General features: G+C 60.0%; 15 protein-coding genes. 3 read left to right on the forward strand and 12 right to left on the reverse strand.

Annotated elements, in window-relative coordinates; translation table 11 throughout:
- Positions 1-55: 55 nt before the first annotated feature.
- The 5 genes from HHL24_RS01440 to HHL24_RS01460 all read right to left on the reverse strand — a co-directional run bounded on the left by HHL24_RS01440 (position 56) and on the right by HHL24_RS01460 (position 4,065).
- Complete coding sequence (locus HHL24_RS01440; protein WP_169483617.1) at positions 56-475, reverse strand: c-type cytochrome; 420 nt, start codon at positions 473-475, stop codon at positions 56-58.
- The gene (locus tag HHL24_RS01445) at positions 468-2,036 is read right to left on the reverse strand and encodes an FAD-dependent oxidoreductase (protein ID WP_230417297.1); all 1,569 of its coding nucleotides are present in this window, start codon (positions 2,034-2,036) and stop codon (positions 468-470) included. The genes HHL24_RS01440 and HHL24_RS01445 overlap by 8 nt, the downstream gene beginning before the upstream one ends.
- A gap of 90 nt (positions 2,037-2,126) precedes the next feature.
- Positions 2,127-2,285, reverse strand: a complete 159-nt coding sequence (locus tag HHL24_RS01450; RefSeq protein ID WP_230417298.1) for a hypothetical protein — start codon at positions 2,283-2,285, stop codon at positions 2,127-2,129.
- 186 nt (positions 2,286-2,471) lie between these two features.
- Positions 2,472-3,026, reverse strand: coding sequence for a TetR/AcrR family transcriptional regulator (locus HHL24_RS01455; protein ID WP_169483619.1), 555 nt, complete (start codon positions 3,024-3,026; stop codon positions 2,472-2,474).
- Between the two features lie 157 nt (positions 3,027-3,183).
- Positions 3,184-4,065 (reverse strand): NmrA family NAD(P)-binding protein, encoded by an 882-nt coding sequence (locus HHL24_RS01460; RefSeq protein ID WP_169483620.1) that lies wholly within the window; start codon positions 4,063-4,065, stop codon positions 3,184-3,186.
- 245 nt (positions 4,066-4,310) lie between these two features.
- Between HHL24_RS01460 and HHL24_RS01465 the strand changes: the two genes are divergently transcribed.
- The 3 genes from HHL24_RS01465 to HHL24_RS01475 all read left to right on the forward strand — a co-directional run bounded on the left by HHL24_RS01465 (position 4,311) and on the right by HHL24_RS01475 (position 6,776).
- The gene (locus tag HHL24_RS01465; RefSeq protein WP_169483621.1) at positions 4,311-5,315 is read left to right on the forward strand and encodes an alpha/beta fold hydrolase; all 1,005 of its coding nucleotides are present in this window, start codon (positions 4,311-4,313) and stop codon (positions 5,313-5,315) included.
- Positions 5,316-5,377: 62 nt separating this feature from the next.
- Positions 5,378-6,346, forward strand: a complete 969-nt coding sequence (locus HHL24_RS01470; RefSeq protein ID WP_169483622.1) for an alpha/beta fold hydrolase — start codon at positions 5,378-5,380, stop codon at positions 6,344-6,346.
- A gap of 229 nt (positions 6,347-6,575) precedes the next feature.
- On the forward strand, positions 6,576-6,776 hold the full coding sequence (locus HHL24_RS01475) for a hypothetical protein (RefSeq protein ID WP_169483623.1): 201 nt from the start codon (positions 6,576-6,578) through the stop codon (positions 6,774-6,776).
- A 412-nt stretch (positions 6,777-7,188) separates the two neighbouring features.
- On the opposite strand, the gene HHL24_RS01480 is transcribed toward HHL24_RS01475, so the two are convergent.
- The 7 genes from HHL24_RS01480 to HHL24_RS01510 form a co-directional block, all read right to left on the reverse strand.
- Positions 7,189-8,241: a RipA family octameric membrane protein gene (locus tag HHL24_RS01480; protein ID WP_456238528.1), complete on the reverse strand. Its 1,053-nt coding sequence runs from the start codon at positions 8,239-8,241 to the stop codon at positions 7,189-7,191.
- A gap of 30 nt (positions 8,242-8,271) precedes the next feature.
- A complete protein-coding gene (locus HHL24_RS01485; protein ID WP_169483625.1) occupies positions 8,272-8,958 on the reverse strand; it encodes an HAD family hydrolase in 687 nt (228 codons plus the stop codon).
- 33 nt (positions 8,959-8,991) lie between these two features.
- Entirely contained in the window at positions 8,992-9,258 is a 267-nt protein-coding gene (locus HHL24_RS01490; RefSeq protein WP_169483626.1) for a hypothetical protein, read from the reverse strand.
- An 87-nt stretch (positions 9,259-9,345) separates the two neighbouring features.
- On the reverse strand, positions 9,346-10,467 hold the full coding sequence (locus tag HHL24_RS01495) for a sensor histidine kinase (RefSeq protein WP_169483822.1): 1,122 nt from the start codon (positions 10,465-10,467) through the stop codon (positions 9,346-9,348).
- A 1,362-nt stretch (positions 10,468-11,829) separates the two neighbouring features.
- Positions 11,830-12,534: an SDR family oxidoreductase gene (locus HHL24_RS01500; protein ID WP_169483627.1), complete on the reverse strand. Its 705-nt coding sequence runs from the start codon at positions 12,532-12,534 to the stop codon at positions 11,830-11,832.
- Positions 12,535-12,772: 238 nt separating this feature from the next.
- Positions 12,773-13,234, reverse strand: a complete 462-nt coding sequence (locus HHL24_RS01505) for a MarR family winged helix-turn-helix transcriptional regulator (RefSeq protein ID WP_169483628.1) — start codon at positions 13,232-13,234, stop codon at positions 12,773-12,775.
- Between the two features lie 163 nt (positions 13,235-13,397).
- A complete protein-coding gene (locus HHL24_RS01510; RefSeq protein WP_169483629.1) occupies positions 13,398-13,844 on the reverse strand; it encodes an OsmC family protein in 447 nt (148 codons plus the stop codon).
- Between the last annotated feature and the right edge of the window lie 229 nt (positions 13,845-14,073).

Raw genomic sequence — 14,073 nt, forward strand, 5'->3', positions numbered from 1 at the left:
CGATAGAGGAGGGTGCGGGAAAGAGGCCGCACATCGATAGCCATGCCGCGTGAACTCAGCGCAAACTTCTAACCTGGCTCGGCGTGACATCTCCGGCAAATCGATTGCCGAAATGGGTTCTCGTGTAGCTGACGACAGCAGCGACCTGATCGTCATTCATCTCGTCGCCAAACGATGGCATCCCCTTTCGGCCGCGCAGCACGTTGACGATGACGTAGGGTGCTGCTTCGACTTTCGGGTTGTCCGCGAGCGCCGGGTATTGACCCGCGCCCTGTGCGCCTTTTCCATCCGGCATATGGCATCCCGCGCAGGTCGCGTTGTAGAGCGCTTCACCGCTTTGTTCGGTGAAGCGGTAGCCCGGCGAAATCGTGAAAGTGCGTGGTGCGTCCTGTGCCACGGGCTGAGCTGACACCGTCGCGACTCCCGACAGCCAGGCCATCAGCATCACGCTGAGGATACGCGTCGGCCTATCCATTGACGATTCTCCGATGCAAGCGAGTGATCGCATCCAGTGACGACAGCACGGCGCCTTCCTGCCATGCCGGGATATGGGAAGCATGCTCTCCGCCAAGGACGATCCGTCCGTCGATCTGACAGAGATTCTCGTAATGCGCTTTTCTCAACGCGTCCGTCCATGCGGCGAAGCAGCCATTCGTGAACGGTGAACGGCTCCAGCTCATCGCGAAGCCGTTCTGGTACTCGCTCGCGTATTGCGGATGAATCTGGCTGCCCTGGCTCAATGCCGCCGCGATCCGTTCGGCAGGGGGCAGCGCACCCATCTCATAGCTGGCGGGCCCCCACATGTAGGCGCCGAGCAGCACCGCAGGACCGGTCGATCCGTAACCTGATGCCGGATAGCCGATCGTCGAGATCGGCAGGTCGGTATGCGTGATGCCGCCATAGATCTGCTCGTCTTCTTCCCAGAATCGCCGGCCGAATTGCAACCCGACTTTCACCGATGTCTCGTAGGGCACTGCATCGATCGCGGCGCGCATGGCCGGCCCGACCGCAATGTCGATCTGACTCAGAATCGAGAGCGGGATGGTGCACACCAGCCAATCCGCGTGCGCGTTCCGTTCGGTCCGGGTGGTCGTATCGGTATAGCGCACGGTGACGCCTTGCTCGTCCTGCAAGATGGCCGTGACTCTGGCGTTGAACACTACAGCGCTCGCGACCTGCGAATAAAGCGCATGGGCAATCCTGTCCATGCCGCCGACGGGCTGGAAAATGCTGCTCTGGAAGTCCTGCTCGTTTCCAGACGAGAGCCATTGCCACAAACGCGATGCAAGCAAGGGGTCGCGCGGGAGCAGATTCGACGGCACGGCCTCGGGGCTCAGCCCACCGCCATGCGCGGTTGCGAATCCACGACGTTCACTGCTTCGCCGGCCCGACTGATAGCGACCATCCCGACCGAGCGCACCCCATTGGCGCAGGGATTCGAGTAGCAGATGCGCATCTTCGACTGACAACGCATCATCGAGCGCGTCCTTGCGGATTGCTTTGGAAAGCAGCTCGGCGATATAGCCTTGATAGTCGGTCTGCACCGCCCGGAATCGTTGCGGCTTGCCATCGAAAGCGTCCGTCGAATGCAGGTAGGCGTTGTAATTGACCTGGATGAACGGCTCGAGCGACACCTTCAGGCGTTTTGCATAGTCGAGTACGCCCTGGTGGTGATACGGAATGCGCCACGGCCCTGGGTTCAGATAAAGCCCGTCAGCGAAATCGCAGTACTGGGTGGCACCGCCGAGTTCTGTATAACGATCACCGCCCCTGACAGTCCAGGCCCGGCCACCTGCGCGGTCGTTGTACTCCAGCACCTGCACGTGATAGCCCGCGTTCCTCAACTCAAAGGCCGCGACCAGGCCAGCCATGCCCGCGCCGAGCACGAGAATTCGCGTTCCTTTGGGCGCGCCATCGAGCTTGATCGGTCCGGCGTAGGTCGAGGTAGCGGCGAACCCAAGCGTGCCCATGCCTTGCATCATGGCGGCCGCGCCGAGGTTCTTGCCGATAAGCGTCAGCAGGCGCCGACGGCTCATCGCATTTGCGGTCATTCTCGACATAAGGACGTGGTGCCCCGACTGGAGAGATACGATGGCGAACGAAACCAGATGGCACCCAGATTGCAGTCATGTCAGCATCGGCGTCAAGTCGGGATCGCCTTTAGCCATCGCCCGCTGATACCCGGGCCGTCCGCCGATGCGCTGAAGATACGCCAGTATGTTCGGATAAGGCTCGAGATCAACGGGATGAAACAGGCGCATCGTGGTCAGTGAAAAGACGCTCATGATGTCGGCTGCGGCGAACTGTTGAGGAGTTTGTTGCCACCATGCTCAAACCGACACGCTCTCCGTAGCGGGTTGCGCGAAGGCGGTTGCGACTATTGCGAGCCGGGCCACAGTGAGCTCGAGTTCTTCAACGACCGGGTTGGGATGAGGGAAACGCGCGATGAGGCCTAAGATTTGCGCGCTGCATCATTCGACCATTTTGAGCACCTCTTTCAGCGCTCCTTCGATTATCTTGTTCGACAGACTCGGGTCCTTCACTGCGCGAGCGAGTGCGATTGAACCCACGCAGGTGCTGAAGATCATCACCGCTTTATCCTGGGCGTCTTCCGTCTCCGAAAAAGACTGCGCGAGCAAATTGATGATTTCACTGACACGTTCGGTGAATACCTCGCGGGTTGCATCGGGAGCGCGCGCCACATCGTTGACCAACGCTGAAATTGGGCAACCTCTGCCGACGTTGTTCCGATGACTCTCTGACACATAGGTGCTTATCGCACGCTGAGGCGCTGTCTTGAGCGCTTCCTGAATATGCTCGATATCCTGCAACGCCAGGATGAACGCCTCCGTCACAAGCGCATCGCGTGACTCGAAATGCTTGTAAAAGCCGCCGACGGTTAAGCCGGCTTCTTTCATGATGTCGCCGACACTAATCCCGTCAATGCCGCGCTCGCGGAAACGACGTGCGGCGACCTGCACAATCCGCTGGTGCGTGGCCTGTTTGTCAGCTTGTGAGTGCCCCATTTTTTCAACCTCAAAGATGCGTTGTCCTGTGTGTCCATCGGCAGCGCCGCTTGCCCGGTCCTTGCGACGCGCCGATTACCTTGCGTCAGCCGGCGACCTCACGATTGCCGTCGGTTGCAGGGTTCTGGCAATGCGAAAAGCCACTGTGGGATCGCGGTCAGGCGAACAGCGCCGCGTGCTTCCTGATAAATGCCTGGACCGTCATTGGCGGAGTGCCGGTCAATTCCTCGATGAAGGAATTGGTGCCGGCGAAAATGCCGTTCTGGTAATCGACGGCAACCGACAGCAGATGCTGTGTGAAGGTGTCGCCAAATTTTGCGTCGGTGTCCAGCCGTTGTTTGAACAGGTCGAGATCGACCGGTTGATACGTCACCGTCCTACCCAACGCCTGGCTCATCTCTGCCGCAATCTCATGGTGATTCATCTCGACCGGCCCGTACAGCGGATATACCTTGCCCGCGTGTGGTGCGGGATCGCGAAGGATGGCGGAAATGACTCGCCCCTGGTCCTCCGCTGCGATCGGCGCGTGGCGTCCATTGCCAAAGGGAAGGCGCAAGACACCGTCGTTTTTGATGCTCGCGACTTGACCCGGGTAAGTGAGCCATTGAGCGAAGAACGTAGGGCGGAGATGCGTGACCGGCGTGCCAGCCCAGTCGAACACCTGCTCCGAGATCCAATGGTCTCGTGCGGCATGGCTTTTTGCTTCACGGCGTGCCGAAATCTGCGACATGTTCACGATGGATTCGATTCCAGTCTCACGCGCAGCCTGTGCGAACGAAGCGCTGGCTGCTATCCCTCCAGCCTCGATCGGATAAACGAAATAGGCCGACGCGATGCCTTGAAGAGCGCGTGCGACGTCGTCGATATCCGAGAGATCGCCAACCAGCACTTCGACGCCCTGCGCGCGCAACCGCTCTGAACGGGCGTCCTCGCGTCGCACCAGGGTTCGGACCTGTTCGCCTGCAGCCAAAAGAGCTGTCGTCGCTGCTCCGCCCGTGTCGCCAGTTGCGCCTGCGACAAAAAATTTACGATAAGCCATTTGAAAGCTCCGCTCAATTCATTAATTGGGACGGTGATGAACACTTCAGTCACCGGATCTGAACTGGAGTATAGTCATAATCCTGAGCGACGAGTGATGAAAATTTCGTACTAGTCTTTTGCAGAAATGCCGCTCTCGACGCAGCCGTCAAACGCGTTAGGCTGCGCTTGCGAAAGCACGCTGCAAATGGAATTCGAAGACCGCGTGCTCCCCCGAAAGACCGACCATCGGAGAATGTTGCAGCCATGATCGCCCACACCTTCACCTCACCCCGTCACTCCACGCGCTATTGGGAGGCCGGTCCCGCCGAGGGGCCATTGATGATCTTCCTTCACGGCTGGCCGGGGATCGGTCTGATGTGGCGCGCGCAGATCGAGGCTTTCGCGTCGGCGGGGTGGCGCTGCATTGCGCCGGACATGCGCGGATATGGCGGCTCGTCGACACCAGGCGCGCCCGATGCCTATGCGCTCAAAGAGATGGTTGACGACATGGTCGAGCTTCATGACCATCTGGGCGCGAGTCCGGCAATGTGGGTCGGCCATGACCTGGGAAGCCCGGTGGCCGGGGCGCTCGCTGCGCATCACGCGAAGCGCAGCCGCGCGGTGGTGTTCGTCTCCGTTCCGTATATGCCCGAGAGCTTCGGGTTGCGCAGTCTGCTGCCCTTGGTCGATCGGAAGCTCTATCCCGTCGACCAGTATCCGGACGGGCAATGGGCCTACTACCGCTTCTATCTGACGCATTTCGAGCAGACCGTTACCGACTTCAATGCCGACATAGCGGCGACACTGGCGGCGGTCTATCGGTCTGGAGACCCGAAGTCCGTGGACCACGTTTATCGCTCTGCGCTGGTCTCACGCAATGGAGGCTGGTTCGGTTCGGCACATCGCGCGCCGGCGGTGGCTCCGGACACGGCGCTCTGGCCGTCTGCTGACTTCGACGCGCTGGTTGATGCGTTCCGTGTGACCGGTTTTCGTCCGGGTAACGCCTGGTATCTGAACGATGACGCCAACATCGCCTACGCTCGAACCGCGCCCGACAGCGGCCGCCTGAGCCAGCCCGTGCTGTTCGTGAACGGCGAATTCGATGGCATCTGCGACATCACCCGCAGCGCTCTCGGCGAGCCCATGCGAAACGCCTGCACGGATCTTTCTGTGGCGACGCTGGGCGCAGGCCACTGGCTTCCGCTCGAACACAAGGCTGAACTCGTCCAGGTGGTCCGCTCCTGGCTCGAGGCGAAGGGGCTGTCGTAGCCATTACGGACGCATCTTGGCCCGCGTAGGGGCCCGCACGTCGACTAAAGGAGTTGAATGAAATGAGCGCCTCGAACAGCGATAGCATCAAACAATACGACATCGAGACCAACGGCATTACTTTGCACGTGACGGAGCAAGGGGAGGGGCCAGCAGTGCTGTTCTGCCACGGTTTTCCAGACACGTCCTATACGTGGCGCCGGCAGATGAAGGTCATTGCGTCGGCGGGATATCGAGCGATTGCCCCGGATATGCGTGGTTATGGGCGAAGCTCGGCTCCGACCGACGCAAACCTGTACACACCGTTGCACACGACAGGCGACCTGATTGGTCTGCTCGATGCGCTAGAGATTCCCCGCGCCGTCCTCGTCGGTCATGACTGGGGGGCGACGCATGCGTGGAACGCGGCGCTAATGCGCCCTGACAGATTCGCGGCGGTATTCTGCCTCAGCGTCCCTTTCGTGCCGCGCGGAGACGTCAGTGTTTTCGACAGGATGCGAAAGGCGGGGCATCAAGACAAGTTTTATATGTTCGAGCAAATTCGGGCCGACGCCGACGAAATCTGGGCCAACGCCGCGGTGACCATTCCCGGCATTCTGTATTGGGCATCGGGTACTGCGCCAGTCGGCCAGCAGTGGAGTCCAATGGATCCGGCTCGAAGCCTTCATCGCGCTGCTCCCGGACCGTTGCCTTCGTGGGCGCCACCGGACTACGTCGCGCACAACATCGCGGAATTTCAGCGTACCGGTTTCCACGGAGGGTTGAATTACTACCGCGCGGCGGAGCCGTATTTCGTCTTGTCCGCTCCGTGGAAGGGCGCAAAGATTGTTCAGCCGTCGTTTTTTATCTGGGGCAAGGCGGACGGTCTGAGAGAACTGTATCCGCTTAGCCTGGACGATCTGCGCGCCGGCTTACCGGGCCTTGCAGGAGGACTCGAACTCGATGACGTGGGGCATTGGGTACAACATGAGGCCGCCGCCGAGGTCAGCGACCAACTGCTGAAGTTCGTGCGTGCCGTTGATCTCGCGTGAACGGTCATTCGCTAGCCGGCGGCTCAAGACAACGCGGGGCGACCACCTGTCAGTTGCTTGCCGACACCGCGTGCCCACATGACGGCCGCAGCCCAACTCGCGTCGTCGCGCATCGCGCTGCGACGGCCTTCGTGCGGACCAGGTCCGGATGGCATGAGACCTGCAAGGGGTACCGCAAGCGACCGGCCGCTTGATACCCCTGCAACCGTCCTGTTCAAGGAGACACATCATGAACACGTTGAACATCCATGATTTCAACAAATCCGTGGAACTCGATCACGAAGAGATGGCCGCGATTCAAGGCGGCCGAATGAAACTCCCCGGCGTGTCCGCTGGTTCGATACTCACCTCCGCCGACGGCGACCCCGTCGGCGTGTATGTCGACGGCGTGCTGCAAAACTCCGTGGGCGACGGCTTCTACCACGGCTGATAGCAAGGGTCGCACAATCTTGTGCGACCCTTGCATTGACCAACGCCGCTGGGCACGCGCAAACGCTGCACCATTTTCGCAGTCAGGCCCCCTAGCCTGAGGCAACCGACGGGCCTGTCGCTCCGATCTGTGGAATCCGAGACTCTATTGAAGGTCACTGCGGTGATGTCGGAACGGGCGGGAAAATCAGCTGCCTTATAGTTATCAAGATCCTGTCCGCCCGGTTTGGTTCGCGATTGCGTCGTTCGGGATTCTTCGCAGGTTCGCCGGAATGCCGAGGATCGCGCGATCCGCCTCACGATCCCACCCGTTGGCGACTTGTCCGACGAGTCTGGCTGCTAAGCAATGGAACAAAATACAGACAGCCAAGTCGCTAAACGTCCTTGCAAAAAGGCTTTCTTCGGGCACGGGCTTACTGCGGACTTTTGGTCATTTCGTTGACCGGAAAACCCAACACCAGCACACTCACATTCCGGTCTGCGGCCATCAGGTTTTCCGCATCGGAGCTGCGCTTGTCGGCTTTCGCGATATAGAGCGGGCCCGAGACGAACCGCTCGATCTCCGGGGTGGCCGCGGAGGACGAGTTGCCGGCGGCAAGCGTCGCGCGCAGGCAGGTTTCCACTGCGGCGACGCGGGCGCCCGCGAGCGCACTGTTCGATTCAAACTGACTCGCGAACTTTTTCGTAAGCGGCGTGCGGTCCGTGCTGCCGATGAGGAATACGACGGTCTTCATCCGGTTCTGCTCGGCTCTCGTGATGGCATCGTGGATGCGCGCGAGCTTCGCCTGCACCTCGTCCTTGCCGCAGTCCATCCGGTACGATCCCTTTTCGAATGCCGGGAAGCGCTCGGAGAGGATCAGCGTGCCCTTGCTCGGGACCGGGACGGGGCCGCCCGCTTCGGCCGGGCAGCGGCTTTCTGCGATGCAGATCTGAGGCTGTCCGGATAGGTCGTCCCCGCCTTTGCCCAAAGAGCCGGCGAAAATCAACATGACAAGAAAGAAGCCGGCGAACAGGATGGCGACCGTGGGCATCAGGTAGCGAAGCTTGAGAGCTGCTTTCAGGATCGCGCGCTTGTAGATGCCGAACGGGACGGGCTCGTTTCTGTGGCGCGGATCGAAGTCCTGTCTGTCGGCAAAGATTGAGTTTTCCTCCAGATCCAGCAGGATGTCGCCTGCGAAGTCGTACAGACTGCGGCTGCGCAGATCCATACACAGAAAAATAAGTGCGATCGCAATCCCCAACCCGCAGATGACTCGCGTCGGCAAGAGATTTTCATGCTGTAGCGTCGTCGCGAGTGCGGTAGCCAGCGCGCCAAGACCGATGATCATGAAATTGAACATCTTCGTTCGCTGCTCCGCGTGGAAATCGAACCACTTCCACGCGTAGTCGAACCGGAGCTTGGTCAGCTCGAACTCATCGATTGCAGGTGGGTCGCCTTGCGGGACGTCTGGGCCGGGTGTGCTCATCGTGGGCCTCGCCGGTGATGAAATCAGAGCCTACGCGAAATGGCGGCGCGGTATCAGCAACTCCTGCAGAGCCGCAGGGCTGTCAGCGGCGTTTTTCAGTGGGCCGGACTCGGCGAAGCCCCAGCCGTAGGTCACGGGCACAAAGACGAAACCGGCCGCTTCGGCCGCCTGCCGGTCGGTCGCCTGGTCGCCCACGTAGATGCAATCTGAGGCCGCAACGTCAAGCGCCTGTGCGCCCGCCTTAAGAAGGTCGCTCTTGACTCTCGCATTCCTCGGGTAGGAGTCGTAGTAGAAGGTGCACTGCGGCGCGAAATACTGCATCAGCTCGCCCAGCGCCGGCTCGACGTTTGCCCGCACGTTGGAAGTGACGAGGCCAAGCGCGAGGCCCACGTCGTAAAGCGACTTGAGGAGATCGCCCGCGCCGACAAATGGTTGCGGCTGATATCCCTTCATGAAGTCCCGGTCGTAGTCGGCCACGCCCTGCTCGGCGCACTGCGGCGGAAAGCCCACCGCCACGAAGAACTCGTACATGGGGCTCACGCGCACGCCCGCATTGATGAGCTTCCTGAATTCGGGGGCGCCGGGCACCTTGACGTTGGCAAGGCCATACTCGCGGGCCTTGTCGCGGCAGAACGCGAGATGCTGAGGCAGTGAATCCAGCAGCACGCCGTCGACATCAAAGAAGGCCGCGCGCGCTTCGTCGAGGTGCTTAATCATGCGAGCTCCCGTCACTGTTGAGGGCGAAATGTCCTACCGGGCTTCGCGCAGGCTTTGCACGAGATCATCAAAAAGCTGACCGTCCATTGCGTGCTCTCCTTGATCTGCTGCAGCGACTGGCCGGTAGTCGCGGCGCGTGCCATCCGCACGGCGGGCGGACGCCCGGTTGTCCTCCCTTGAGAGGGCCCGGCTCATCGTGAGCGTAACACGTAACCGCACGGCGATCGGGACGGCGGAAACCAGAGTGGGGCTCGAAACGCCCAGCAGACCGCCGAATAACGGACGCTCAACGGTTGACATGAGAGGTGGCCTGGTCTCACGAAAGACCGCAAATGCCCGCATCAATCACACGCCATGGACCAACCCGCGCGTCGCAGATCATGAGCACTACGGACGACGCGGCAGTCGCACAGCAAACACCGTTTCTGTCTCATCGGACCGCGCCTCGATCTCGCCCCCATGGGCCTTGGCAATCTCGCGCGCGATATACAGTCCGAGCCCCAGGTTGCCGTCAGCATCATAGGAGTCTTTATGATTCAGGCCACGCTGAAGTGGGTCAAAGATCCGTTCCAACGTCATTCGCTCGATAGCGGCCCCGTGGTTCCTGACTTCGAAACGAACGTCCCGCTCCTCGCCGGTCACCACCACTCGCACCGGCGCATCTGACGCTCCGTACTTGATCGCATTCAAAACCAGATTGCCAAGCAACTGCTGCAGACGGCGGCCGTCCCAAACACCCCGGCAGTCACCTTCCACGTCCAGATCGACCCGACGGTCCGGATGCGCGGCCCGCAACTGATCGAGTTCATCGGCAAGCAGTGTCTCCAGGTCGGCATCGGTCGGCGCGATATTGATACCCAAACCCAGCCTGGTTCGGTTGAAATCAAGCATATCGTTCAGAAGGGCCTGCATGCGAGCGCCGCTTCTGATCAAACGGGACGCGGCACCGGATACCTGCTCCCCAGCGTTCAGCGCCGCCAGATATCGGGCTGTCATCTGGATGGTCTGGAGTGGGCTGCGCATATCGTGCCCGAGCATGCCAAGTAAAAGGTTACGAGCCTGGTCTACTTGCGCGCTGAAATGACCGACCGATTCGGCAAGTGCCTGGTCGATGGCCTCGTTGAACCGGATGACATCATCCGGATGTGGGGCTTCGGGCTGACATTCGTCCATCCAGAGGCGCAGGACGCTGGCGCGCAAGGCGCGGTACTCAGCAGCCAACTGGTCAATGTCGAATCCGCCTCGCGCCCGCAGAAGGGCGTGCGTCTGAGCAGCTGTCTCTGGAGCCCCGATCAGTACGGGGGCTCGTCCCATTGATTTTTCGGCTTGCGCTTCCCTGGTCTGGGCCGTCGACAGATCCTTCGCTACGGCTTGCAGAATCTGTTGCGCATGGTCTCGCAGAGCGAGCGATTGCATGTTTGCGGCTGCCGGCAACAGGGTGCTGGCGAACGCCTCCCATTGCACCAGAATCGCTTCCATGTCACGCAGGATGAAGTCAGCCAATCGCATATTCGCCCTCGAAGAAGGGAAAAAGGCCCTTGTGGAGTATCCGCTGAATTTATATTGGCCGCAAATATCGGCCTTGCGGGAACGGTTCATGCGAGATCGAAAGCAGCGCTGAGCGACCCGAAGAGTTTTCGCCAGGTCGACCAGCGGGACCACTTGCGGCACCGAGCCGACGGCCACCCTCTATCAGCAAAGTTATATACGTGGTATTCGCGTTGAACGCCTTGCTGGTGGATCTCTTCCGCCCTAACCTGAGCCTGACATTCAGCGGTCCTTCCAATCGCCTTCTGGACCGGCCATCTCATGCAATGCGTACATCGACGAACGCCCGATTTCGGACGACGACGGTCCTATTGGAGAAGACATGCACGATAACCTCCTCTCAGTCATCATTACGCGGAAATGGCAGCTTGCCGAGAGTTACCATGCCGTTGAACTTCAAACCAGGTCCCGATCGGAGCTTCCGTCGTTTGACGATGGAGCTTGCGTCACACTTGTTCTCGACAACGTCACCAACAAGGAGAGAACATATCCCCTGTGCTGTTTTGTGTCTCGGCCGGGTGCATATGTGATCGCTGTGAGACAGGATGATGGCGACTCGGACACAGAAGCAGCTGACATTTCGTTGAGTCAGGGAGACGAGGCGTTTATCGCAACGCCACGGAGTCCTACGGTTATTTTGGACGGTCGCACACGATCGATACTTTTTGCTGGAGGCGTTGGCGCTGCATCGATCGCGGGAATCGCGAATCGGCTTGCGTTGGCAGGTCAAAAATTCGAGCTGCACAACTTCGCTCGATCACCTGAACGGGCAGTCTTTCGGGAAGAACTTGACGCGCTTGGAAGAGAAGGTCGGGTCCATCACCATTTTGGCTTGAATGCTGACCGATTGGAGCAGACAACTTCCCACGCGATGAGCCCAGCACATGCGAGCACTCAGATCTACTGCAGTGGTCCCCCCGCATTTATGGATCTCATCGAGCGCCAAGCTCTCGATTGGGTGTACCCGGCTAATATCCACAAAATTGTCTTAGGTGATAGAGAAAATTCATAGTCGCACCTTTTCCGGGACGCGCGCATCCATGATTTAAGCCCTAAGAATTACGGGTCCTCGGTGCGTTTTCCGTTGATGAGGCGCGCAAAGCGGGTCGCGCGAAGCCGCCACTCATAGAGATTCGTGTAATCGAACTCGCGCACCTCCCGCGATGCGCGTCGTGGCAAACCGAATACCATCGAATAAGCGTAGCGCGGTGCGTCCGAATAATTCGGCACGCAAACTAGCGCTCTATACGATCGCGCACAAAGGGGCGCCATGGCCCCCATCGATCCGGCATATCTAGCATTACGGCGAGCGCTCCTGCGCCGTCAGTGCGGCGTCGGCTCATTCAGATAGACGCCCGCCGACAGCCCGGCCTTCACCTGCCGCGTGAACTCGTCGGTGGACACTTCCTCCGCGCCCGCCTCGATCGCGTCGTATGCCTGGCGCACGACGTCGGCCGGCGTCGCCTTCGGCACTTCCAGTTCGCGCGTCAGGTCCGTATCGATAAAGCCGGCATGCAGGCCGACGACCTGCGTGCGCTGCTCGCGCAGCGAATGGCGCAGGCCGTTGGTCAGCGCCCACGCGGCCGACTTCGACACGCCGTAGCCCGACAGGATCGGCCGGTTCACCCAGCTCGCGACGGACAGCACGTTCAGGATCGCCCCGCCGCCGTTGCTGGCGAGGCTCCCCGCGAACGCCCGCGACGTCGCCAGCATTCCGAGCACGTTGGTTTCCAAGTGATCGCGCAACGCCTCGAGCGCGCCGTCGTCCGTCAGGCTGCCGAGCCGCGCGATGCCCGCGTTGTTGATCAGCAGCGTGACGTCACGCGCTGCGTCGGCAGCCGCGGCCACCGCCGCCGGATCGGTCACGTCCAGCTTCACGGGCACGACGCCCGGCAGCGTCACGCTAGCCGGATCGCGCGCGCCCGCATAAACCTTCCGCGCCCCTCTGGCGAGCGCCTGCTTCGCGAACTCGAGGCCAAGCCCGCGGTTCGCGCCCGTCACGAAAACAACAGCACCTTCGATCTTCATAATCTTTCCTTTCGAATGATGAATTGCATGCGAGTATATCGTATGCGATGTATATGGGGCCTCATGAGCAGGAGAGGCCAATTTTAAGGAGACTTCGTCACGAAAACCAAATCCCTCACTGCACTGCCTGTAGGTAGATTGCAACCGTACATTCGGACTTTCGTTGCGGCTGTGCCGCTGTTCCTGATGGGTTTCGTTTGGCCCCGGAAAGGATAGCGGCAATACGACCGTTAAGCGCTCATTCGCCGTTTTGGACTGACTTGATAAGATTGTTCCGCAGCGCCACGATCGCCTTCTGCACTTTGGCAAACTCGTCTGGCGCGAGGCCAGTCGCCCCGGAGAGACTCATAGTTAGGGCTTTTTCGCGCAGCCGTCGACCGTTTTTCGTGAGCCTGACCCGCACCTGACGCTCGTCTTCGGGATCGCGCTGCCTCTCCAGATAACCCATCACCTCGAGCTTCTTCAGCATCGGCGTGAGCGTGTTGGATTCGAGGAACAGCTTTTCGCCCAGACCGCTGACGGTCTGGTTGTCTTCCTCCCAAAGCGCAACGATCGTGATGTATTGCGTGTAAGTGAGCCCAAGCTCCTCGAGCATTGGCTTGTATGCCTTGCCGAACGCCAGGTTCGCGGAGTAGATCGCAAAGCACAGATAGTCTGACAGCGGCGCGGCCGCAGCGGACGCCTGGTTCGTGGTTTTCATCTGTATCCTCTTTGACTAGAGCCTGATGTTTCACAAGGCATACGAAGTGTAATATATCGCATGCGATTATATCGCAATGAGCTTGGTCCTCATGATGGGAATTCCCCAAAAAGATGTTCAGTGAGAGGCACGTGCCTCAGCGAGATGCACGTGCCTTGGCGGATCACACCGTGACGATGTTCATCCCGACCTCGATGTTGCCGTGCACAGCCTTCGAGTACGGGCAGATCTGATGGGCCAGGTGCGCGATTGACTCGACAACTTCCGGCGCCAGACTCGGCGCGCGGATGGTGAACTGGGCGCCGAGGAACCACGCGGCACCGGTCTGCCCAATGTTTACCTGGATGTCCACGGAGTAGTCGGACGGCAGCGTGACCTTCTTCAGCGAGGCCGCAATCCCGAACGCGCTGATGTAACAGGCCGACCACGCGCCCGCAAACAACTGCTCGGCTCTCGGATGCGGTTCGGTGGCGATGAAATCGAGGTTTTCCGCGCCGGGCGCTGACAGCTTGAGGTCGAGGACGCCGAACTCGCCGCGCGGGACATTGGGGTCGCGATTGATTGTGACGTGGCTGTTGCCTGAGTGGAGGACTTGATCGATCTTGCTCATGATGGATTCCTTCGTAAACACGGGTGTTAGTCGGGATTAAATCGTATGCGATGCAATCGCATGCGTCGCATAATGAAGGAGGGGTTGACGAGTGTCAATCGCAAAAGATTTAATCGCATGCGTGTTTTCGATAGGGTAAACGAAGATCCAGCAGCGGCCAGCGTGATGTCGCCTGTCCAACACGCTGTCGCGCGCCCAAACTCGCACTGTTCAACCTCGCCATTGAAAG

Source organism: Paraburkholderia polaris, assembly GCF_012927345.1.
Taxonomy (GTDB): domain Bacteria; phylum Pseudomonadota; class Gammaproteobacteria; order Burkholderiales; family Burkholderiaceae; genus Paraburkholderia; species Paraburkholderia polaris.